The organism is Frigoribacterium sp. CFBP 13707 (genome assembly GCF_014842245.1).
GTDB classification, from domain to species: domain Bacteria; phylum Actinomycetota; class Actinomycetes; order Actinomycetales; family Microbacteriaceae; genus Frigoribacterium; species Frigoribacterium endophyticum.
The window spans coordinates 14,169-34,755 of record NZ_JACYVL010000007.1 but is presented as its reverse complement, the minus strand read 5'-3'; the positions used below and the strand labels follow the sequence as shown (position 1 = coordinate 34,755).

Annotated in this window: 21 protein-coding genes; 4 read left to right on the top strand and 17 right to left on the bottom strand. The window is 69.0% G+C overall.

What is annotated here, in order from left to right; translation table 11 throughout:
* Positions 1 to 37: 37 nt before the first annotated feature.
* From IFT45_RS12375 to IFT45_RS12300, 16 genes are all read right to left on the bottom strand, one after another.
* The gene (locus IFT45_RS12375; RefSeq protein WP_244637982.1) at positions 38 to 1,597 is read right to left on the bottom strand and encodes a sugar ABC transporter ATP-binding protein; all 1,560 of its coding nucleotides are present in this window, start codon (positions 1,595 to 1,597) and stop codon (positions 38 to 40) included.
* A 238-nt stretch (positions 1,598 to 1,835) separates the two neighbouring features.
* Positions 1,836 to 2,855: a substrate-binding domain-containing protein gene (locus IFT45_RS12370; RefSeq protein WP_192042493.1), complete on the bottom strand. Its 1,020-nt coding sequence runs from the start codon at positions 2,853 to 2,855 to the stop codon at positions 1,836 to 1,838.
* Positions 2,856 to 3,001: 146 nt separating this feature from the next.
* Positions 3,002 to 5,023 carry a serine hydrolase domain-containing protein gene (locus IFT45_RS12365; RefSeq protein ID WP_192128466.1) on the bottom strand — a complete coding sequence of 674 codons (2,022 nt, stop codon included), beginning with the start codon at positions 5,021 to 5,023 and terminating at the stop codon, positions 3,002 to 3,004.
* A gap of 204 nt (positions 5,024 to 5,227) precedes the next feature.
* The gene (locus tag IFT45_RS12360) at positions 5,228 to 5,974 is read right to left on the bottom strand and encodes a TIGR03943 family protein (protein ID WP_192128464.1); all 747 of its coding nucleotides are present in this window, start codon (positions 5,972 to 5,974) and stop codon (positions 5,228 to 5,230) included.
* A complete protein-coding gene (locus IFT45_RS12355; protein WP_192128462.1) occupies positions 5,967 to 6,998 on the bottom strand; it encodes a permease in 1,032 nt (343 codons plus the stop codon). Before IFT45_RS12355 ends, IFT45_RS12360 begins: the two co-directional genes overlap by 8 nt.
* 33 nt (positions 6,999 to 7,031) lie before the next feature.
* Complete coding sequence (locus IFT45_RS12350) at positions 7,032 to 7,679, bottom strand: thioredoxin domain-containing protein (RefSeq protein WP_192128460.1); 648 nt, start codon at positions 7,677 to 7,679, stop codon at positions 7,032 to 7,034.
* 56 nt (positions 7,680 to 7,735) lie between these two features.
* Positions 7,736 to 8,416: a cation diffusion facilitator family transporter gene (locus IFT45_RS12345; protein WP_371810997.1), complete on the bottom strand. Its 681-nt coding sequence runs from the start codon at positions 8,414 to 8,416 to the stop codon at positions 7,736 to 7,738.
* Positions 8,413 to 8,766 (bottom strand): helix-turn-helix transcriptional regulator, encoded by a 354-nt coding sequence (locus IFT45_RS12340; RefSeq protein ID WP_192042488.1) that lies wholly within the window; start codon positions 8,764 to 8,766, stop codon positions 8,413 to 8,415. Before IFT45_RS12340 ends, IFT45_RS12345 begins: the two co-directional genes overlap by 4 nt.
* A gap of 413 nt (positions 8,767 to 9,179) precedes the next feature.
* Complete coding sequence (locus IFT45_RS12335) at positions 9,180 to 9,581, bottom strand: DJ-1/PfpI family protein (RefSeq protein ID WP_213016693.1); 402 nt, start codon at positions 9,579 to 9,581, stop codon at positions 9,180 to 9,182.
* A gap of 195 nt (positions 9,582 to 9,776) precedes the next feature.
* Entirely contained in the window at positions 9,777 to 10,577 is an 801-nt protein-coding gene (locus IFT45_RS12330) for an ABC transporter ATP-binding protein (protein ID WP_197982421.1), read from the bottom strand.
* A complete protein-coding gene (locus IFT45_RS12325; protein WP_371810995.1) occupies positions 10,544 to 11,584 on the bottom strand; it encodes a FecCD family ABC transporter permease in 1,041 nt (346 codons plus the stop codon). Before IFT45_RS12325 ends, IFT45_RS12330 begins: the two co-directional genes overlap by 34 nt.
* A gap of 13 nt (positions 11,585 to 11,597) precedes the next feature.
* The gene (locus IFT45_RS12320) at positions 11,598 to 12,692 is read right to left on the bottom strand and encodes an ABC transporter substrate-binding protein (protein WP_192128451.1); all 1,095 of its coding nucleotides are present in this window, start codon (positions 12,690 to 12,692) and stop codon (positions 11,598 to 11,600) included.
* 118 nt (positions 12,693 to 12,810) lie between these two features.
* Complete coding sequence (locus IFT45_RS12315) at positions 12,811 to 13,656, bottom strand: DJ-1/PfpI family protein (protein WP_192128449.1); 846 nt, start codon at positions 13,654 to 13,656, stop codon at positions 12,811 to 12,813.
* A 47-nt stretch (positions 13,657 to 13,703) separates the two neighbouring features.
* Positions 13,704 to 14,405, bottom strand: coding sequence for an ABC transporter ATP-binding protein (locus IFT45_RS12310; RefSeq protein WP_371810993.1), 702 nt, complete (start codon positions 14,403 to 14,405; stop codon positions 13,704 to 13,706).
* A gap of 74 nt (positions 14,406 to 14,479) precedes the next feature.
* A complete protein-coding gene (locus IFT45_RS12305; RefSeq protein WP_197982420.1) occupies positions 14,480 to 15,487 on the bottom strand; it encodes an iron ABC transporter permease in 1,008 nt (335 codons plus the stop codon).
* A 56-nt stretch (positions 15,488 to 15,543) separates the two neighbouring features.
* Positions 15,544 to 16,590: an ABC transporter substrate-binding protein gene (locus tag IFT45_RS12300; protein WP_192128443.1), complete on the bottom strand. Its 1,047-nt coding sequence runs from the start codon at positions 16,588 to 16,590 to the stop codon at positions 15,544 to 15,546.
* A gap of 133 nt (positions 16,591 to 16,723) precedes the next feature.
* On the opposite strand from IFT45_RS12300, the gene IFT45_RS12295 reads away from it, so the two are divergent.
* Positions 16,724 to 16,957: a hypothetical protein gene (locus IFT45_RS12295; RefSeq protein ID WP_192128441.1), complete on the top strand. Its 234-nt coding sequence runs from the start codon at positions 16,724 to 16,726 to the stop codon at positions 16,955 to 16,957.
* Positions 16,958 to 17,046: 89 nt separating this feature from the next.
* Positions 17,047 to 17,991, top strand: a complete 945-nt coding sequence (locus IFT45_RS17885; RefSeq protein WP_192128439.1) for a PDR/VanB family oxidoreductase — start codon at positions 17,047 to 17,049, stop codon at positions 17,989 to 17,991.
* 57 nt (positions 17,992 to 18,048) lie between these two features.
* Here IFT45_RS17885 and IFT45_RS12285 read toward each other — a convergent pair whose 3' ends face one another.
* Positions 18,049 to 18,660 carry a DUF5134 domain-containing protein gene (locus tag IFT45_RS12285; RefSeq protein ID WP_192128437.1) on the bottom strand — a complete coding sequence of 204 codons (612 nt, stop codon included), beginning with the start codon at positions 18,658 to 18,660 and terminating at the stop codon, positions 18,049 to 18,051.
* A gap of 77 nt (positions 18,661 to 18,737) precedes the next feature.
* On the opposite strand from IFT45_RS12285, the gene IFT45_RS12280 reads away from it, so the two are divergent.
* The gene (locus IFT45_RS12280; RefSeq protein WP_192128435.1) at positions 18,738 to 20,189 is read left to right on the top strand and encodes a PepSY domain-containing protein; all 1,452 of its coding nucleotides are present in this window, start codon (positions 18,738 to 18,740) and stop codon (positions 20,187 to 20,189) included.
* Between the two features lie 91 nt (positions 20,190 to 20,280).
* Complete coding sequence (locus IFT45_RS12275; protein WP_244637981.1) at positions 20,281 to 20,499, top strand: heavy-metal-associated domain-containing protein; 219 nt, start codon at positions 20,281 to 20,283, stop codon at positions 20,497 to 20,499.
* The last annotated feature ends 88 nt before the right edge of the window (positions 20,500 to 20,587 follow it).

Sequence of the window (20,587 nt, the reverse complement as noted above, 5' to 3'; positions counted from 1 at the left end):
CGCGCGGATGGAGGAGGGCACGTCAGGCCAGGCGTCGCTACGGCACCAGGCGCGGGAGGGGTGCGTCGGGCCAGGCCGGAGAGAAGTCGTCCTCGTCGTCCTCGTCGTCCGGGGCGGCGATGAGCTCCACGAGCGTGTCGACCGTGACGCCGGGCCCGTTGCTCAGCTCCCCGATCTTCTCCCGGTCCTTGAGGACGACGATCCGGTCGCTCACACGCACGAGCTCGTCGAACGCGCTCGAGATGAACACGACGGCCACGCCCTCGAGCGCGAGCTGCGCGATGTGCGCCTGGATGTCGACCTTGGCGCCGATGTCGACGCCGCGGGTCGGCTCGTCGAGGATGAGCACGCGCGGTCGGATCGCCAGCCAGCGGGCGAGCAGCACCTTCTGTTGGTTGCCGCCGGAGAGCGCGCCGGCGGGTGTCGCCGGGTCGACCGGCGTGATCCCGAAGTGCTCGATGTGCCGCTCGACGAGGTCCTCGCGCTCGGCCCTGGAGAGCGGGTGCGCCCAGCCCCGCAGGGCCTGCAAGGCGAGGACGATGTTCTCCCGCACGCTGAGCTCGTCGATGAGCCCCTCCGACCCTCGGTCCTCTGCAGACAGCGCCACCCGGTTCCGCAGTGCATCCGAGGGGCGGTCGATCACGACGGAACGCCCGCCGAGCGTGACCACGCCGCCGTCAGCTCGGTCGGCGCCGGCCAGCAGGCGGGCGAGCTCGGTCCGGCCGGAGCCTCTGAGCCCTGCGATGCCCACGACCTCGCCCGCGTGCAGCTCGAAGTCGACGGGCCGCAGCATGCCGCGGCGTCCGACTCCGGTGGCCCGGTAGAGCGGCGGGCCGATCGGATCCACACGATGGGCCCGACGCTCCGACCCGATGCGCTGCAGGTGCGCGAGGTCCTTGCCGATCATCCGCGCGACGAGCTCGGCCCGGCCGATCTCGTGAGGCAGGTAGTCGCCCTTCTTCACGCCGCCGCGGAGGATGGTCATCCGGTCGCTGAGCGCCAGCACCTGCTCGAGGAAGTGCGAGACGAAGAGGATCGCGACGCCCTGGTCGCGGAGGCGGCGGATCACCTCGAAGAGCTGCGCGACGTCCACGGCATCGAGGCTCGACGTGGGCTCGTCCAGCACGAGCACCCGTGGTCGGTCGACCATGGCGCGGGCGATGGAGACGAGCTGGCGGCTGGCGGGGGTGAGGTCCGCCAGGAGGGCTCGTGGGTCCAGCTCGGCCAGTCCGAGCTCGGCGAGCATCGCGGCGGCGCGTGCATGCGTCGCACGCCAGGAGATACCGACGCGACCGCGTACCTCGTGGCCGAGCATGACGTTCTCACCGACGCTGAGGTTCTCCACCAGGTGCGTCTCCTGGAACGCGGCTTGGATGCCGAGGGCCCGCGCGTCAGCCGGCCCGCCGAGACGGACGGGTTCACCGTCGACGAAGACCTTCCCTGCGTCGATCGGGTAGACGCCGAGCAGCGCCTTGATGAGCGTGGACTTCCCCGCTCCGTTCTCGCCCAGGAGAGCATGCACCTCGCCCGGGTGGAGGTCGAGGTCGACCCTGTCGAGCGCGACGGCGTTCGAGAACGCGACGGTGATGCCCCGCATCTGCACCGTGGGACGGGCGGGTCCGTCCCGCCGCTCGCCGCGATCGGGCCAGGTCGGGCCCGCGGCCTTAGGGCCGATCGGGCGCATCGTCGTCGATGCCCGTACGTGACGCACGTGGTGCTCCTCGGGTCGGAGGCCGTGACGGCCTCGTGCCGGGCGGTGCCCGACGTGCACGACTGTAGCTGTCGCCATGCCCTAGGGCGAGCGACGACGAGCAGGACTACCCGAGCTGGCCGTCTCAGTCGACCGGGCGCGCAGCCGCGCTGGAGTCACGCACCACGAGCTCGGCGGGGATCCGGCTGTTCTGCGGGATCTCGCGGCCCTCGATCGCTGCGATGAGCACGTCCACCACGAGCGACCCCAGCGCCGGGAAGTCCTGCCGCACGGTCGTGAGCGGAGGGAGGAAGTGGCGCGAGACTGGCAGGTCGTCGAAGCCGACGACGCTGAGGTCCTCAGGCACGCGGATGCCGCGGTCGTGGAGACCGTGGATCACCCCGAGCGCCATCTCGTCGTTCGCCACGAACACCGCGGTGTACTCGGGGACGCTGGCGAGCCCGCGTGCGAAGTCGTAGCCGAAGTCACTCGACCAGTCGCCGATCACGATGGGCCTCTCGTGCATGCCCCAGGCCCGGGTGCGGGTGTGGAATGCACGCTCGCGAGCGCGCGCGTCGAACCAGTCGAGGGGCCCTGAGAGATGGAGTACGTCGCGGTGGCCGAGCGACGCGAGGTGATCGACGGCCAGCTTCGTGCCCGCAGCCTGGTCGACGGAGACCGTGAGGAAGGCCGGGTCCTTCTCGGCCTTGACGACCAGGGTCGGCAGCCCCGTCGTGATGGTCCGGAGCACGGCCACTGACGACGAGCGCGGAGCGACCACGCAGAGTGCGTCGATGCCCTGGCCTGTGAGGTGGCGCACGGCCTCCTCGGGCGTCGCCGAGTCGTCGCGGAGCGCGAACGACGCCACGGAGTACCCGCCGTCGCGCGCCGATCGCTCGATGGCCCGCAGGATGCTCGACGGGCCGAACTCGACGGCGCTCTCGATCAGCACGCCGATCCGGAGAGCCCGCTGGGTGACGAGCTCGCGCGCAGCGCTGTTGGGCCGGAAGTCGAGCTCGGCGACGACCTCGAGCACGCGTTGGCGCGTGGACTCCTTCACCTGCGGATGGCCGTTGAGCACGCGGGACACGGTCATGTGCGAGACGCCGGCACGCTCGGCCACCTCGCGAAGACCCAACCGCTCACCGCCGCCTCTGACGCTCACCCACACTCCGTCCTGCACGCTTCGCAACGCAGCTCGGCGTCATCTGCGCCGGCGTGGAGGTCCTGGATGGCGCGCGCCCATCCTACGCGGGGCCCTTCTTCGACAACGGAACACCGATCCGGTCGTGGAAGCCGAGATCGCGCAGGTCAGTAGGAGATGTCGGGGAGCAGCAGGCCACCGGTCACGGCTGCGTAGCCGAGCCCCATGAACGCGAGGACCAGCAGCGCATGACCGGCGACGGCGACGACCTTCCGGAGGCGTGGAGGCGCTCCGCCCCCGGCTGCCGGCTCAGCAGGCGCGCGCCTCACCCTCCCGACGAGGATCGCCGTCGCCGGCAGCGCCCCGGCCACGGCGACGGCCGTCAGGACCTGCGCCGTCCGCAGCACGAACGCAGCAGGCGGTCCGGCGTCGCTGAGGAGGGCGGACGCGACCGTGGCCCAGAGCACGCCGGCGACCACGAGCGCCAGCAGGGCGACGGCGACCCCGACTCGACCGATGGTCTCTGCACGCGACTCGACGGACCCCGTCACGCGCCTCCCGGACCAGACCCGGCGGACGGCCCTGACGATGGTGCCCACCAGGGCGAGCACCAGCACGGCCAGGGACGCGACGAGGACGAGGGGCAGCACCTGCCGCGTCGCAGGTATCGGCTGAAGGGTGAACGCCGGGTTGAGCCCGACGGCCTGGACGGCACCGTCGACCTGGTCGACGGCGACCCTGCGGTCGCCGTCGGTCTCCTGCCAGACCCACGGCTCGACCTCGACCAGCTCGACCGGCGCCCCCGAGGTGTCCGTGAGGGCCGAGATGAGGACGGAGTCGCCGGGGCCTCGGGAGATGTCCACCGCCGAAAGGGCGTAGAAGAGCCGGACGAAGGTCGACTCCGCACGCCTCGACACCTGGTAGCTGCCCACCAGGGCGTCCGCGTGCTCACCGGCAGTCTCCGTGGCGGTCACGGCCGCCCCCTCCGCGGCGTCGGACGGGAACCACCGGTCGGCGAAGCCGTCCACCAGGGCTTCGCGCACGGCCGTCGTGGCGTCGCCCCGAGCGCCCGTGCTGTTGAGGGAGACGTAGATGCCTGCGTCGTCGTCGGGCCAGAGGTCCATCTGGGCGTGGAAGGCCGTGAGGTCGCCGCCGTGGCCGAGGACGCGGTGTCCGTTGCGGTCCTCCTCGAAGAGGCCGAGCGTCATGCGAGGCCCGGAAGCGAGCCCGCCGAGGTCGTCACCATCGAGGGCAGGTGCGTGCATCTGCTCGAGGGCCTCCGGCCCGAGCATGCCGTCGGCGTGCCCGAGCTGGGCGAGCATGAACGCGCTCATGTCCGATGCCGTGGCTGAGACCGCGCCGGCAGGCGCCGGAGAGACGATCTCGAAGGGCACCGCCGCTGCCCCAGCAGCGTCCCAGCCCCCGGAGGCCACGGCAGCGTCGCCGGAGGAAAGGGGCTGGTCGAGCGTCGCGGACACCATGCCTGCGGGGTCGAAGACCCGCTCCTGGACGAGATCAGCCCACGGGCGTCCGGTGGCCCGCTCGGCGACGTACGCCGCGACTCCGTTCGACCAGTTCGAGTACGCGGGGGTCGTGCCGGGCTCGTAGATCTGCTCGGGCGGGTCAACGGCCACGGCGTCCCGCAACGTCGTCGGCCCCTCCCCCGGCCCTGCGATGACCCCGGCCAACTCGTCCTCGAAGCCCGCGGTGTGGCTCAGCAGATGTCGGAGGGTGACCGGACGGTCGAAGGCCCTGGGCAGCGTGACGTCGATCCTGTCCTGGACGGGGTCGTCGAGGTCGAGGACGTCCTCCTCGACGAGCGACATGACGACGGTCGCGGTGACGACCTTCGAGATCGACCCGATCCGGAAAAGTGTGCTGTCGGGGTCGACGGGACGTCGGTCCGCCCGCTCGTCACCGAGGTCGGACCAGCCCCAGCCCCGTTCGGTGACGACCTCGCCGTCAGCGACGATCGAGACGGTCGCACCGACGATGCCCTCCCTCTCCAGGGCGGCCGGGACGAACCCGTCGAGCCATGCATCCGCCTCGGCGGTCGTCAGCTCGGAGGCGCCTCCCCCGAGGCCCGGGACGACGGAGGCGCGAGGCGCGGTGGCACAGGATGCCACGAGCAGGCAGGCCAGCAGCGTCGAGACCACGCCTCCTGCGGTCCTGAGGCGGGCGTTCGTCACGGGCGTCCTCCTGGGGCGCGAGCGAGGGCGGACCGAGCGTCACACCTCGACGACCATATCGGTCCGCGACGAAGCCTCACATGCCGGCTCGTGGTCGCCCGGCCGTGCTGGTCGAGTCGGAGATCGGTGTCACGTACTCCGAAGGTCCCCTCATCTCACGGGGAGTCGCGTGTCGGACACGACGTGCGCGATCTCGGGTCGTGCCTACTTGTAGATGTAGGGATCGTCGGGCTGGGCGGCCCTCCGCACGGCGTCGGGCGTCACAGCGATGCCTTGAGCACTGCTCGTGCTGGCGTTCACGGCGAACTCGCCCTCCAGGTCGATCCACTCGTCGGCGTCGTACGTGTCGTCCCAGTCGGGCATGTAGACGGGGACGCCGACGGCTTGGGCGTCGATGGCGCAGTGGCTGATGTAGAACCGCGAGACGTAGAACACGTTGCCGGGGTCGTCGCTGTCGGGGGTGATGAACCCCGTGGCCTGAACGGTCTTGCCCTCGTAGAAGCCGAGGTCGCTGGTCTGCCTGAGAAGGGACGCCCAGTCGAGTAGTGACAGATTCGCGGTCGAGGCGTCGGGCTCGGATTGCGCGTCAAGGGTCGCGGTGTCCGTGAGCGGGGCTGTGCTGTTGACGTCACGCTGCGCCGCCGTGGCAGAGGTCAAGGTCGCCGGCGGCAGGAGGACCATCGCTGCGGTCACAACTGCCGCAATCGTGCCGCCGATGCCTGCAGCGACGCGGCCGAGCATCCGCGGCCGCGCCTCGGCGTGGTGATGGACGGTGACGCGCATGGCGCTGACAAGGACAGCGGCGAGGCCGAGGCTCGACATGACCACGGCGAAGATCGCGTGCTTCGGGGCGACGTAGAGCTCGAGTTGCCCCGTGGCGGCGAGCCACAGGGTCGAGGCGGACATGACGCCGATGAGGGCGAGGCCTTGGTAGCGCTTGAGGTCAGGCATAGAAATTCACCATGAATCCGATCGTGGCGCTCATGAGAGCGACGACTGTCGTGATCTGGACGAGGGTCGTGGTCGTGAAGGTGGTCCGCATCATGGCGAGCATCTTGATGTCGACGATGGGGCCGAAGAGGAGGAACGCGACGACGCCGCCGGGCATGAACGTCGTGGCGAACGGGAGGATGAAGAACGCGTCGATGTTCGAGCAGATCGAGATGACGAACGCGAGGGCCATCAGTGCCAGGACCGACCACACCGGGTTGCTGCCGAGCGTCACCAGCACAGAACGGGGAACGGCGACCTGCACGAGGCCGGCGATGAACGCTCCGAGGATCAGGGCCGGCATCACCGCGGCTGCCTCCCGGGCGAACAGGTCCCGGCTCTCCTGCCAGCGGGATCCGCCGTGGTCATGGTCGTCCGCGGCGGGGAGGGCGCACTCCGCGGCGAACTTCTCCGTGAGCAGCTTCCCGGGGGTCGGGTGCTGGCTGAACAGCCAGCCGACGAGGTTCGCGATCAGGAACCCACCGACGATCCGGGAGACCAGGATGCCGTCGGTGAAGCCGAACACCTGGTAGGTGGTGAGGATCGTGACCGGGTTCACGATCGGCGCCGCGACGAGGAACGTCATGGCCTCCGGGACCGAGAACCCCTTCGCGATGAGGCCGCGCGACAGGGGCACGTTGCCGCACTCGCAGACGGGCAGGAGCACCCCGAGGACCGAGATGACGACCCGCCGAGCTGCCGCGTTCCGAGGAAGGACCTTCACGATCCACCGGTCGGGTATCCAGACCTGCACGAGGACCGAGATCAGGATCCCGAGGATCACGAACCCGAGGGACTCGATCATCACACTGACGGTCAGGGTGACGAGGTCCTGCGCGGCATTGGGCAGGTCGACGAGGGCGATGTCTCCCGTGAGCGTGCGGACGAGGAACACTGCCGTGAGCACGCCGGCAGCGACGAGGAGCCCGATGCGCTGAGCGCGGCGGGCGACCTTGGGTCGGGTGCGCGTGAGCAGGTCAGTCATGGGCCAACCTCCTCAGTCCCGGGCGGCGGGCCGTCAGTTCTGGTCAACGGCGTCTCGGACAGCTTGCCTCAACGCGTCGGGTGTCGACAGCTCGATCGGCTCGTCGCCGAGGAAGATCGTCGGTGTCGCCTCCACCCCGAGCGCCACGCCGGCGTCGAAGTCCTGTTGCACCCGCGCCTCCGTCGACGGATCACCAACGGCGTGGTCGTACTGCTCCATGTCGAGGCCCAGCTCCACGGCGTAGCCACGGAAGACGCCTGCCTTCGACTCCTGCTGCTCGCCCCACTCAGCCTGGGTCTCGAACATGCGCTGGTACATCGCCTCGAACTGACCCTGCTCGGCCGCGGCCTCCACGGCGACCGCGGCGTTCATCGAGTTCGCGTGGCCCGGCAGCGGGAAGTACCGAGTGACGAAGGTGACCTCGCCGGCGTGGGTGTCACGCAGTTCCTCGACGATCGGGTGGACGGCCGCGCAGACCTCGCACTCGAAGTCGAGGAACTCGGTGAACACCACCGACCCGTTAGATGCGGTGTCGAGGCGGTGGCTGTTCTCTGCGACGACCGTCACCTCCGCCGGCTCTGCCTGTGGCGCTGCGGGTCTGATCAGGACGACTGCGGCGATCGTCGCTGCGGCGACGAGGGCGCCGATCAGGGCAAGGTTGATCTTCGTGGTGCGCTTCATGGTTCTCCTGGCGGTCGCGGCACGGACGTCGTGCCGTCAGGGGTGGTCGGGGTAGGTCAGCAGCAGTCGCAGGTCTCGACCTGGCGCTCGCCTGTCAGGGCCGACACGGGGGTCTTGCAGGCGTCCCCGCGCCAGGCCTCGAGGCCCTCGCGGACGGCGAATACGACGATGACGAGCCCGGCTACCGGATCAGCCCATGTCCACCCGAACGCAAGGTTGAGGACGAGGCCGATGAGGACCGCCGCGGAGAGGTAGGAGCAGATGAGGGTCTGCTTCGAGTCGGCGATGGCTGACGCGGAGCCGAGCTCGGTGCCGGTGCGGCGCTCGATCAGGCTGAGGAACGGCATGATGGCTAGGCTCACCGCGGCGAGGACGATCCCGACAGGAGAGTCCTCGGGCTCACGAAGACCCGTGAGTGACAGCACTGCGTCGACCGTGACGTAGGCGGCGAGGCCGAAGAACGATACGGCGATCACCCTCAACGCCACCCGCTCTCGCTTCTCGGGATCGGGTGCGGCGAACTGCCACGCGATCGCGGCGGCCGACAGCACCTCCACGATCGAGTCCAGACCGAACCCGATGAGAGCCGTCGACGAGGCGACGGTGCCGGCAGCGATCGCCACGATGGCCTCGACGACGTTGTAGGCGATCGTCACGGCGACGATGATCCGGATGCGACGCTGCAGCAGGAGCCGTCGGGCCGGTACGAGCACGGCAGGGAGCGTGGTCGCGCTCACGCGCCGGTCCCACAGCAGAGAGGGACATCGCAGGCGTCGTCCGTGCAGGGCTCCCCGTCGTCGACGGCGAGCACGACGTCGACCAGGGCCGTCAACGCCTTCGTGAGGTGAGCATCGGCGATCTCGTAGCGGGTCGATCGGCCCTCGGGCACGGCGACGACGATGCCGCAGCCACGGAGGCAGGAGAGGTGGTTCGACACGTTGGACCGGGTGAGTTCGAGCTGATCGGCGAGTGCGCCTGGGTAGCCAGGTTCATCGAGCAGGTGCAGCAGGATGCGCGATCGGGTGGGATCGGCCATGGCACGCCCGATGCGGTTCATGACGTCGGCCCGCGTCGAAAGGGTCAGCATGTGCTGACTATACAGCCAATACTGACGATTTGGTCTGGGACACCACACAAGTCAATTGGGCCTTCGAGCGCCGGACACAGTGCTCTGCGGCAGTCGTCCTGCGCGAGAATGACCAGTCATCTGATCCCCCAGGACAGAGACATCGAAGGCGAGCTCGAGCCTCATGGGCTTCGTGACGGACTGCGTCCAGATGACGCGGGCGCCCTTGTCGCCGCCCTCGACGCGAAGGTCCCGCAAGGGCACTTCCTCCGACTTGCCTGAAGCCCTTCCCCTCACCGTTCCGTCATCGACAGAGAAGACCAGCACGGCTCGCATGGTCCCGATGGGCGTTCGCATCGAGATGTCCCATGTGCCGGCGACGCGGCCGATGGAAGCGCCACCCGGGTCGCCAGCAGTCGGCGCGTTCGGGGCCGTCACAGCGCGAGCGCCTCAGGTCCGCGCGCGGCCCAGACGGTGCCTCGGCGCTCGTACTCGAACAGCTTCTCGACTGCATGGGCGATGCGGGGCCCGAATTCCCGCTCCAGCAGGTAGAGAGCGAGGTCGAGGCCAGAGGTCACACCTCCGGCACTGACCAGGTCGCCGTCGTCCACGACGCGAGCTCTGACCACGGTCGTCCCGGTCGCCTCGAGGACGTTGTTGCCCTGGGTGTGCGTGACTGCCGTCCTCCCTTCGAGGAGGCCAGCCATGCCGAGCGCGAGGCCACCGACGCAGATGGTGGCAACGAGTGTGTCGGGGGCCGCTAGGGCTCGACGCATGAGGTCGGGCAAAGCAGTCTCGCCGAGGCCGGCGAGGATGACGGGGATGGTCCTGACCATGTCCGGATCCCCGACGGTGGGTCCTGACGCTCCGGGCAGGATCACCATGCCAAGTGCTTCTGGTCCAGGACGTGGCTGGCCGTGAGCGTCATCCCTCGGGTGCCGCTGACGACGGATCCCGGTTCGTCGAGGGCGACCCGCCTGGGGAAATGAGCTCTGCCGCTCTCGTGACGTGGTCCTGGTGTGTCCCGTCTGTCATCGGCCTATCGGCGCCGTCACGAGGTGCGGGCGCCCGGTCAACGGGTGTTCGATGATCGACGAACGGCAGCCGAAGACTTCTTCCGTGAGCCTTGAGCTGAGCACCTGAACGGGGTGCCCGGAGGCGCGGATGCGGCCTTCGTGCACGACGAACAGATGATCCGCGTGGGCGACGGCGTGGTCCAGGTCGTGCAGCACCACGACCCTGGTCAGGTCGACGTCCTCGAGGAGGGCGAGCAGGTCGTGCTGCGCCCGGACGTCGAGGTGATTGGTGGGTTCGTCGAGCAGCAGTACAGGCGCATCCTGGGCGAGGGCCCTGGCGAGGAGCACTCTCTGACGCTCGCCGCCGGAGAGCGTCAGGTAGCGACGGTCGAGGAGGTGCGCGGCGCCGCATTTCTCGAGGGACAGCCGCATGACCTCGCGATCCGCGGCGGACTCCACGGCGAACCATCTCTGGTGAGCATGGCGTCCGGTCGCGATGACGTCTCGGACGAGGAGGCTGTCGTTCGTCGTTTGGTGCTGGGTGACGACTGCGCGAAGTCGTGCGGCGTGGCGAGGCGTGATCGTCGAGACGTCGGTGTCACCGATGAGGATGCTTCCCGAATCGAGCTGGAGGGCTCGATACATCGCGCGGAGGAGGGTCGACTTCCCTGAGCCGTTCGGACCCACGATCGCGACGAACGAGCCCTGCTCCACCTCAAGGCTCAGGTCGTCGATGAACGGGCGTCCGCCCAGGCTGATGGTGACGTGGTCCAGGGAGACCCTCATGCTCGCTTCCCCTCGGAGTTCATCAGCCAAAGGAAGAAGGGGCCGCCGATGAGAGCCGTGAACACGGTGAGCGGGTACTCGTTGGGGCTGCCGACGGTGCGTGCGACGAGATCGACGAGGATGAGGAACAGCGCCCCCGCGATCGCGGAGACCGGCAGCAGGCGCCTGTGGTCTGATCCGACGAGCAGCCGCATCGCGTGCGGGATGATGAGGCCGACGAAGCCCACTCCCCCGGCCACGCTCACCGCCACCGCGGTGAGGACTGCCGAGACCAGCAGCAGCCCGAGTCGGGTGCGCCGAAGGTCGACGCCCACTGCGGTGGCGTCGTCGTCACCGAGCGCGAGAGCATTCAGGCCCCGCGACTGGGCGAGCAACCACGCCCCCGCAACGACGAGGACCACCGCAGGCAGGGCCAAGGCCGACCACCGTGCCCCGGCGACGCTCCCCATCATCCAGAACAGGATGCCTCGCAGCTCACCGGGGTCCGCGTGGAGCTGGACGAAGCTCGTGCCGGCCATGGCAACGTAACCCAGGGCCACCCCCGACAGGACGAGCCTCATGTCGGTGAACGAGCCGGAGCGCTGCGCGAACGCGAAGACCAGTCCGAGCAGCCCGATCGCCCCGACGAAGGCGGCGACGGAGGTCGTGAGGCCCAGCAGGGCGGCCGACCCGAGGGCCATCACCAGGACGGCGCCGAAGGAGGCGCCCGAGGACACCCCGATGATGTACGGGTCCGCCAGCGGGTTGCGGAGCAGCCCCTGGAGAGCTGCCCCTGCGAGGGCGAAGGATGCCCCGACGATCCCAGCGAGGACGACCCTCGGAGCTCGCAGCTCCCAGATGATCCTCTGGTCGAGGGGATCGATCGAGCCCCTGTCCCCGCTGAGATTGCCGGCGACGGTCCGCACGACCGCCTCGGGGCTCACGGAGACGCTGCCGATCGAGACCGCCACGACGGCGATGACGGCCGTCGCGGAGGCCAGGACGACCATCCACGCGAGCAGCGAGCCCCGTCGCGCCTGCGACGCACGAACCTCCACGAGCCCCGGCCAATCAGAAGGCGTCGGGGTGCGCAGCGCGAGCGATCTTGTCGATCGCCGCGGCGTTCGTCGGCCCGACGTACACCCCGTCCGACACGGTCACGTAGCTGTTGTTCTTGGCTGCGTCCCACTGCGGGTACTCGGCGAAGAGCGCTGCCGCCTCAGCGTCAAGGTCCTCGCCCCGAGTGAACCCGCCGACGACCAGGATGTCCACATCGGCGGAGGAAAGCTGCTCTTCGTCGATGGCCGAGGTGAAGGTCAACCCACTGTCCTTGAGTGCGCCCGAGACGCCTGCGCGGGCGAGGACGTCGTCGAAGATCCCCCCGAGGAACACGGCGGGCATCCCGTTGGGCGTCATCATCGACATGCCGGGGAACACGATCAGCCCCGTGGGCTCCTCCTTGCCTTCGACGGCTGCCGACACGGCGTCGATCTGACCGCGCAGGTCGTCCACGAGGACCTGCGCCTCGTCCTGCACGTCGAAGACGTTGCCGACCAGGTTGAGGAAATCGAAAGACGACTCCACGGTGGCCTCGTCGAACGCGCCGAGTTCTTCCTCTGTCGCGTCTTCCTTGCCCATGGCGCAGTTGGCAGGGTTGACGAGGGTCTCGATGCCCGCCTCGGCGAGCTCCTCCCGCGACGACTGACCGGAACTCGGGTCGAACCCTCCCGAGGTCGTCGCGATGACGAGGTCCGGCTCGAGCGCGAGGAGCTGCTCGGCGGGGATCTCGAAACTGCCGGCCATGTCGACGTCTCCCGTCGGGAGCGCGTCGATCTGCTCGACCAGTCCCGGCATGTCGGACATGCCGTAGTTCTGGGTGTTCGCGAGGATCGTGTCCTCGAGATCGAGCATCACGAGCGATTCCACCTCGGAGACCGATGCTCCGTTCATCAGGACGACTCGAGAGGGCCGCTCGTCGAACATCTGGGTGAAGCCGCAGTTCTCGATGCTGAGGGGATACGACGTCGGCCCGCCCGTGAGCGTCGTCCCGTCGCTCGTCGGGCCTGCCGAGTCGATAGGAGACGGAGTGGCCGAGCACCCCACCAGGGCAGTGAGGGCGACGAGTGATCCGAGGGCCAGCGCGGTACGTGATCTGGCGAAGTGCATGGGGAGGCCTTTCTTCAGAGGGAATGATTAACTCTACAAGTTGTAGAACACGGCGACATACGGATTCCTCCACGTCGACACACCGTGCGCCGCGTGGCGAACGGGTGCCCGTGCAGTGTCAGCGTGCGGGGGCGCGAAGCTCTTCGACGAGCGGTGCGAGGAAGTCACGCGAGAGGTCGGTCAGGGCCGGGCCCGCCTTTTCGGGAGTGCCTGCGTCGAAAGAAGGCTCGGGTGCGTACTCGGCACCCAGCACGGCAAAGCGCGCCATCTCCTCCCCGCACAGGTACGAGACCAGCGTGATGGCGAGGTCCATGCCAGCGGTGACTCCTGCGGCTGTCAGCCGGTTGCCGTCCTCCACCACGCGCTCGTCGACCTCGACGGCGCCGTAGCCGGCTAAGAGGTGCCGGACGGACCAGTGCGACGTCGCACGTCGCCCCTCGAGGAGGCCTGCGGCGGCTAGAGCGATCGAACCGGAGCAGACGCTGGTGACGTAGGTCGCTTGGTCGCCGAGGCGTCGCAGGTCGGCCATGGCACGGGCGTCACGGAGGAGGATGCCCGTGTCGCCACCGGGGACGAGGAGGACTTCTGGTGCGACGCGCCTGTCCTGGAGTGCCAGCGCGGGCACCAGGGCCACACCGCTGCTGCTCAGCACCGCTTCGTCCGCGGAGCCCGTCGTGACAAAGTGCACATCCGCGCCCGTCGCTGCCAGGAAGTGGAAAGGACCGACGACGTCGAGAAGCTCGAAGCCGGGGTGCAGGACGATCAGAATCGTCTTGCCCGTGGCGAAGCGCATCCCGGGCCGCGCGGCGAGGGTGTGGTGAGCAGCGACGGAACGGTCGATGGCGTCCTGCTTGGCGGGGTCGTCGCCGACCACGCTGAACAAGGTGCTCCCGGTCGGGTCGTTCCCTGCCGTGTGTCCGGGCAGCACCGCAGTCTCGGGGGTGTCGTTGAGTTCGTCGTTCACGTGTGGTTCTCCTTCTCGTAGTGGTCGTGACCTGTCGGGGTCGGCCGTCAGCTGTCTGCGTAGACGAGCTGGAGGCGGCCGGTGAGCGGGTTGACGAGCGTGTCGGCGCGGACGCCGAACACGCGCTGCAGCAGCTGCGGGGTGAAGACCTCGCCCGGCAGCCCCGAGGCGACTACCCGGCCGTGCTCGAGCACAACGATCTCGTCGCAGTAGGACGCCGCAAGGTTCAGATCGTGCAGCGTGATGAGGGTCGTGACGTCGAGCGCCCGGACGAGAGCGAGCAGCTGGAGCTGGTGTCGGATGTCCAGATGATTGGTGGGCTCATCGAGAACGAGGAGCCGCGGCTCCTGCGCGAGCGCACGGGCGAGCTGAACTCGTTGACGCTCTCCACCCGACAGTGTGCTCATGCCACGGTCGGCGAAGTCCTCGACTCCCGCCCTCCTCATGGCCAGCTCGATGACGCGCCCGTCATCGGCTCGGCCTGATCCGAGCAGGCTGCCGTGCGGTAGGCGTCCGGTTGTGACGCAGTCGATGACGGTGAGCTCGAGGTCGACGGGGCTGTCCTGGACGACCGCTGCGGTGATGCGCGCCGCCTCCTTCGCTGACATCGACCAGACGTCGCGATCGTCGGCGAGCACGGTCCCCTCGGCCGGCCGCAGCATGCGGTAGATCGTCCGCAGGAGCGTCGACTTGCCGCTCCCGTTCGGGCCCACGAGGCCAACGACGTTCCCGTGGGCACTCAGGGCCACCTCTTCGATGATCCGGTGTCCGGCGAGATCGACGCTGACGCCTTCGACTCGGAGCGCTCCGCTTGCCCTGACGCTCATTGTCCGCTCCGCCCGGAGCGGCGCAGCAGCCAGAGGAAGAACGGTGCACCGACGACGGAGGTGAGGAGGCCGACCGGCACCTCGGTCGGCGCGAGTAGCAGCCGAGCACCTATATCGACCAGCACCAGGAGGAGTCCTCCGGCGAGAGCGGACGCAGGCAGCACCCAGCGGTGGTCGGAGCCGATCACCATGCGGACCGCGTGCGGCACGACGAGGCCGACGAACCCGATGGAGCCGCTGACCGCGACGACGACGCCGACGAGCAACGACGTGACGACGAACAGACCCAGTCGCACCCGGCCGACGTCGACGCCGAGGCTCGCGGCCGTCTCGTCGCCGGTGAGGAACGCGTTGAGGACGGGGGCGAGAAGAACCAGCACGGCCGTCGATGCGACCAGCACGAGTGCCGGTACCCCCAGGTCGCTCCAGGTCGCCGCGGCGAGGCTGCCGGCGAGCCACGAGAGCACCGGCCCGACACCTTGGTTCGTACCACTCGACCGGAGGACGAGGTAGCTCGTGACGGAGCTCAGCAGGTACGACAGAGCGACGCCCGCGAGCAGCAGCCTGTTCGGCGTGACGCGCCCTTCCTGCTGGGCGAGCACGAAGACAAGGAGAGTCGTGACGAGAGCTCCGACGAAAGCGGCCACTGGGGTGGACACGGCGGCGAGGGCACCGGTCGTGAGGGTGAGCGCGGCGACCGCGGCGACGGAGGCGCCCGACGAGACGCCGAACACGAACGGGTCCGCCAGGGGGTTCCGCACGACGGCCTGCAGGACGGCACCCGCGACCGCGAGGGCCGCTCCGACGACGAGGCCGAGGAGGGCGCGAGGAAGACGGAACTCCCACACGATCTGGTCGTCGAGGCCCTCGACTCGGCCGAGAGCCCACGGTGCCAGCCGCCCAGCGACGACCTCGAGGACCCGGCTCGGCGCGATGCCGACGCTGCCGACGGCCACGGACAGGACGACCGCGACGAGGCAGGCCGCCACGAGCACGCTGATCATCAGCTTCGGGCGGTGGGGAGCCAGAGCCGGTTGCCGAGTGACGGCGGCCCCTCGACTCATGACGCGGGAACCGGAAGGTCCAGGTCGGGGTGGATCGCGTTGGCGATCTTCGTCAGCCCGACCATGACCGAGATGGAGGAGTCGGTCTCCTGCGTGGGCACTTCGGTGATCCTGCCGGCCTGCACGGCGGGCAGATCGGGGAAGTTCTCCTCAAGGAAGGACTTCTGGGACGCGAAGTCCTGTCCGGTGAAGGTCCCCACCAGGACGACATCGGCGTCGGAGGCGGCAAACTCCTCCTTGCTGACGTAGACGGAGTCCGACGAGAACACGTTCTCGCCTCCAGCGGTGGTGATCAGGTCGTCGTAGATGCCGCCCGCGAGGACGATCACCGGGCCGGTCCCGCCGTTGAAGTAAGCCGTCTTGACGATCGGTTCGCCCTTGACGGCCGAGACGACAGCCGACCTCCTGGCCTCAAGCTCCGCGACTACCTCGTCGGCCCTGTCTGCGACATCGAAGATCGTCCCGTAGTCGCGGAGCGTCTTCTCGACGGACTCGATGTTCCAGGTCTCGGTGCTCTGCGAGTCGGTCGAGCCGCAGAGGTTGGCGCCGTAGACGGCCGCCCGGGCCTGTTCGAGCTGCTCGACGGACGCGTAGCCCTGTGAGGGGTCGAACGCGAAGCCGTCGAGGACCTGACCGGTCACGAAGTCGGGCTTCTCGCTGAGGAGGACCTCCTTCGAGGGGAAGCCCATCTGGCTGCCGACGCCTTTCAGCCCTGCCGCCTGCGACGCGACCGACTCGGGATACGGCGCGTAGTTCTCCTGGACTGCGACGATCCGGTCCCCCAGGCCCAGGGCAAGGAGCGCCTCCGTGTTCGACTGCCACAGGCTCACCACACGCTCCGGCGGGGCGTCGATCGTGATCTGTCGACCGCAGTTCTCGAGGGCGAGGGGGTATGTGGTCGACGTCGCGTCAGTCGACGTCGCACCTGGAGATGAACTCGGGGGCGTCACCTCGCCGCCCGCGGCCGTGCATGCGGTGGTCAGGAGCAGGAACGCCGCCGCCGCCCCGGTTCCGGAGAGGACGCGTCGGACGGTGGGTCGCATGGGACTCCTTCAGTCGGTGATGACAGCTATTCTACGTCTCGTAGAAGTGTGCGCAGAAGTACCTCTCGACGATGAACGACATCCTGTAGAACACCGTCGTGACGACACCGAAGAATGACTCGAGGGAGCATCGATGACCACCGCCAACGAGGTTGACCACCTCCCGTGGCTCGACACTGCGACGAGCCTCACGCAGGTGGTCGCCATCGCCGTCTTGATCGCGTTGGTGCTCGCTCGACCTACGCCGGACGACGACGACCCGAGGGCCGTGACCCTCGGCGACGATGTCGCCTCCCTAAGGCACGTCGCCGACCGGCTCGCCTCCCGATTCGCTCGAACGCATCGAGCACCGAAAGACCCGTCGTGACCCCGCCGCTGTTCCGAGGCCTGCGCGCCCGCCGAACGCACAGCTCCTCGACTAGGGGAACGACCCGGCCTGGAAGGCAGCCCGTGCGGGTGCACGACATCTCCCGCGCGGCCCGCGACGCGCTCCTCGTCGAGCTACGGCCCGTCGAGCCAGACCAGGAGCTCGAGGCCTTCGAGGCCGGGGCGCATATCGACCTCCACCTCGACGAGCGTCTCGTGCGCCAGTACTCACTCGTCAGCCACGGCGAGGACACGGCGAGGTACCTCGTCTGCGTGCAGCGCGACCCGAACGGTCGCGGCGGATCGGCGGCGGTGCACGAGCGCCTGACCGTGGGCGACGTGGTCGACGTGTCGCTGCCCCGCAACACGTTCCCCCTCGGCGGATCGGACTCGTCGGCGGTCCTCCTGGCAGGAGGCGTAGGCGTCACGCCGTTTGTGACGATGGCGGAGCAGCTGCACCGGCGAGGCACCCCCTTCGAGCTCCACGCCTGGTCCCGCGACACCGATGCCCTCCCCCTCATCTCCCTCCTCACCGCCAGCCCGTGGCGTGATTGCGTCACCCTGCACCACAGTGACGAAGGCGACTCCTTCCGGACGAGCTGGCCACAGTCGCTCGAGACGGTCGACGAAGGAGGCGCGGTGTACGCCTGCGGGCCCGAGGGCTTCGTCAGCTTGGCCCGGGACCGCGCCCTCGCGGCAGGCTGGCGGACGGACCAGGTGCGATCCGAGAGCTTCGGCCCACCCGCCGAGACCTCGCGAGACGGCGACAGGAGCTTCACCGTCGTGGCCCGCTCCACGGGCGAGAGGATCGAGGTGGGGGCGGACGAGTCCCTTGCGGAGGCCTTGGAACGGCGAGGCTATGAGACCTACCGCTCCTGCGGCCAGGGTCATTGCGGGTCATGCCTGACCGCCGTGCTCGCCGGCGTCCCTGACCATCGGGACGACTTTCAGACGGAGGTGGACCACGCCGCAGGCACCCATATCAACACCTGCTGCTCGCGGTCGCTGTCTCCCGTCCTCGAACTAGACGTGTGAGCCGTGGGCGGTCACGTGGGCCTGTGGAACTGGGCCAGTGGCGGCGGGAGGTGGGCTCTACACGTTCATCAGGACGAGCATCCACGCCATGCCCGCGGCCATCACGACGTGGCAGAGCAGGTGGACGCGGTGCCCTCGGCTGACGCACATCTGCCCGAACCACCAGAGAGCCGCGGCCGCTGAGACTACGACGAAGAGGACGTTGACGACGTCAGCCCAGATCGGGGTCGCCATCAGCATGTCGGCACCGGCATCCGCTCCGGCGTGCTCGGCGTGGATCGATCCTCCGCCGGCACTCATGGCACCAGCCATCAGCAGCGGCATCGCGGCGAGCATCCAGATCATGGCCGCGTCCAGCGCGATGTGGCCTATAAGGTCGGTGCGTCCACGCCGGGACGACGCGCGCAGGAGCGGCGGCACGAGCGAGAGGCCGAGGATCCCGAACAAGAGGACCTGCGCCCACGTCACGACGTCCATCGCGAAGAACCAGGTCATGGCGATCATGGCGATGCTCATGACGCCGTGGTTGACGTCGACGAGCTCGCCGTCGGTGATGGCTGCTCGCCGATCCGTCGCACGGAGCCTTCCCACCAGGGCGTCCCCCACACAGATCACGAAGGTGAACGCGAAGGCGATGGTCAGGACGATGTTCCAGGGGTAGTCGATCACGTCGCCAGGGTAGTTCTACATCTTGTAGAGTGCCAACTCGACGACCGGACGACCCCGGTCCCGACCGAGAGGCTGGCATGACCGCGACCGAGATGGACCGCCGCACCGGAGCCGACGTCCCGAACAGACCGACAGTCCGAGCGGGCCGTCCAGGCAAGCGTCCGACGAACTGGTTCGCCGCTTTCTGGCGGTGGCACTTCTACGGTTCCATCATCGTCATCCCGGTCCTGTTCATCCTCTCGATCTCGGGCCTGACCTACATGTTCCGAGCCGAGGTCGACTCGTTCACCCATCCCGGCGTCCTCACCGTCACCGCCCCCGAGGGCGCAGAGCGCGCCTCCCTGTCGAGCCAGGAGGCCGCCGTGCGGGAAGCTTTCCCGGACAGGAAGGTCCTCTCCGTCGTGGACGCGACCGGCGACCGTTCGACCGTCTTCGTCACGGAACGCGCCGACGGTGTCGGGAGCAACGTCTACGTCGACCCGTACTCGACCGCCGTGACGGGGGACCTGACCGAGAACGAGCTCGTCTCGAACTGGGCCGAGCGCATCCACGGCGACCTTCTGCTGGGCGACGAGCAGATCGGCGACCGGATCGTCGAGCTCGGGGCCAGCTGGGCGATCGTCCTGACCGTCACGGGCTTCATCATCTTCTTCCTGGGCCGCCGTCCCCGAGGCGCCGCTCGGGCGAAGAAGGTGCCGGGATCCAGGCTGCGCGGCATGCACGCGATCGCCGGCCTGCCGGTGGGGCTGGGCATCCTGATGCTGGTCGTCTCTGGTCTGCCGTGGACGGGCGTCTGGGGTTCCCTCGCCGAGCAGGTCGCGGCGGGCGACGGAGGATCCCTGTGGGGCGCGGACCCCGGCGCCGAGTCGACCCTCGGCGACCTGATCGAGGACACCAACGGTGCGACGGCGCCGGCCGGCTGGGCGATCGCCGGTGGCCCCCTGGGGACGAGCCAGGGCGCCGGCCCGATGATCTCGATCGACGAAGCCGTCGACGCTGCTCGCGACGAAGGCGCGCCCGAGCCGTACTCGATCGTCTACCCAGAGGGGGACGACGGCGTCTTCAGCGTGATGGGCAGCCAGTGGAACGACAACGGCAACCCCTCCGAGTCCGACGTGGCCCTGGAGAAGACCGTCCATGTCGACCAGTACACCGGCGACGTCGCCGGCACCTACGGCTACGACGACTTCAGCGCCACCGCCAAGACGGTGTCCCAGGGCGTCGCGCTGCACGAGGGACGTCGCTTCGGCACCGTCAACACGGTGCTCACGGTGCTCTTCTGCCTCGCCGTGATGTTCCTCTGCATCTCGGGACCGCTCATGTGGTGGACCCGTCGAGGACGCGCCGCCGGACTCTCGGCCCCCCGGGCAGCGCTCCCCGTCTGGAGCAGCAGGGTCCTGCTCGTCGCGATGGTGGCCCTGGGGCTCTTCCTGCCGATATTCGGGCTGTCCCTGATCCTCGTGCTGGCACTGGACCAGCTGGTCATCCGCAGAGTCCCGCGCCTGCGCAAGTTCTTTGGCTCGGTCTGATCACACAGCCGAGTCGCGAGATGTCGGACGAGACTGCCGACGACCGCTCGGGCATCACGCCCGCGCGGCCCACGATGGAAAGGAATGCATGATGACCACTTGGACAGGGCCCGTGAACGGCCTCACCTGCAACGGCTGCGTGACGACGGTCACCGAGACTCTCACCGGCCTCGACGGCGTCGACTCGGTCGACGTCGACCTCGCCCCCGGGAAGACCTCGACGGTCACCGCGCACGGCACGCGCGAGCTGAGCGACGCCGAGGTCGGCGCCAGCCTCTCGGCGGTCGGAGCATTCTCGATCGCTCGCTGAGGAACCGGTCGACGTCGAGAGAACACGCTCCCCACCACGTTCTACAGCACGTAGAGTAGGAGGTGCGTGAGGCGTCGACCGGGAGGCC

What these genes read in the sequence shown, in the direction of transcription:
- IFT45_RS12375 (WP_244637982.1), bottom strand. Translation starts at nt 1,597, where the DNA reads ATGCGGGGCATCACCGTCGCGTTCTCGAACGCCGTCGCGCTCGACAGG.
- IFT45_RS12360 (WP_192128464.1), bottom strand. Translation starts at nt 5,974, where the DNA reads ATGCCTGACCTCAAGCGCTACCAAGGCCTCGCCCTCATCGGCGTCATG.
- IFT45_RS12355 (WP_192128462.1), bottom strand. Translation starts at nt 6,998, where the DNA reads ATGACTGACCTGCTCACGCGCACCCGACCCAAGGTCGCCCGCCGCGCT.
- IFT45_RS12350 (WP_192128460.1), bottom strand. Translation starts at nt 7,679, where the DNA reads ATGAAGCGCACCACGAAGATCAACCTTGCCCTGATCGGCGCCCTCGTC.
- IFT45_RS12340 (WP_192042488.1), bottom strand. Translation starts at nt 8,766, where the DNA reads ATGCTGACCCTTTCGACGCGGGCCGACGTCATGAACCGCATCGGGCGT.
- IFT45_RS12335 (WP_213016693.1), bottom strand. Translation starts at nt 9,581, where the DNA reads ATGGTCAGGACCATCCCCGTCATCCTCGCCGGCCTCGGCGAGACTGCT.
- IFT45_RS12320 (WP_192128451.1), bottom strand. Translation starts at nt 12,692, where the DNA reads ATGCACTTCGCCAGATCACGTACCGCGCTGGCCCTCGGATCACTCGTC.
- IFT45_RS12305 (WP_197982420.1), bottom strand. Translation starts at nt 15,487, where the DNA reads ATGATCAGCGTGCTCGTGGCGGCCTGCCTCGTCGCGGTCGTCCTGTCC.
- IFT45_RS12300 (WP_192128443.1), bottom strand. Translation starts at nt 16,590, where the DNA reads ATGCGACCCACCGTCCGACGCGTCCTCTCCGGAACCGGGGCGGCGGCG.
- IFT45_RS12295 (WP_192128441.1), top strand. Translation starts at nt 16,724, where the DNA reads ATGACCACCGCCAACGAGGTTGACCACCTCCCGTGGCTCGACACTGCG.
- IFT45_RS12280 (WP_192128435.1), top strand. Translation starts at nt 18,738, where the DNA reads ATGACCGCGACCGAGATGGACCGCCGCACCGGAGCCGACGTCCCGAAC.
- IFT45_RS12275 (WP_244637981.1), top strand. Translation starts at nt 20,281, where the DNA reads ATGACCACTTGGACAGGGCCCGTGAACGGCCTCACCTGCAACGGCTGC.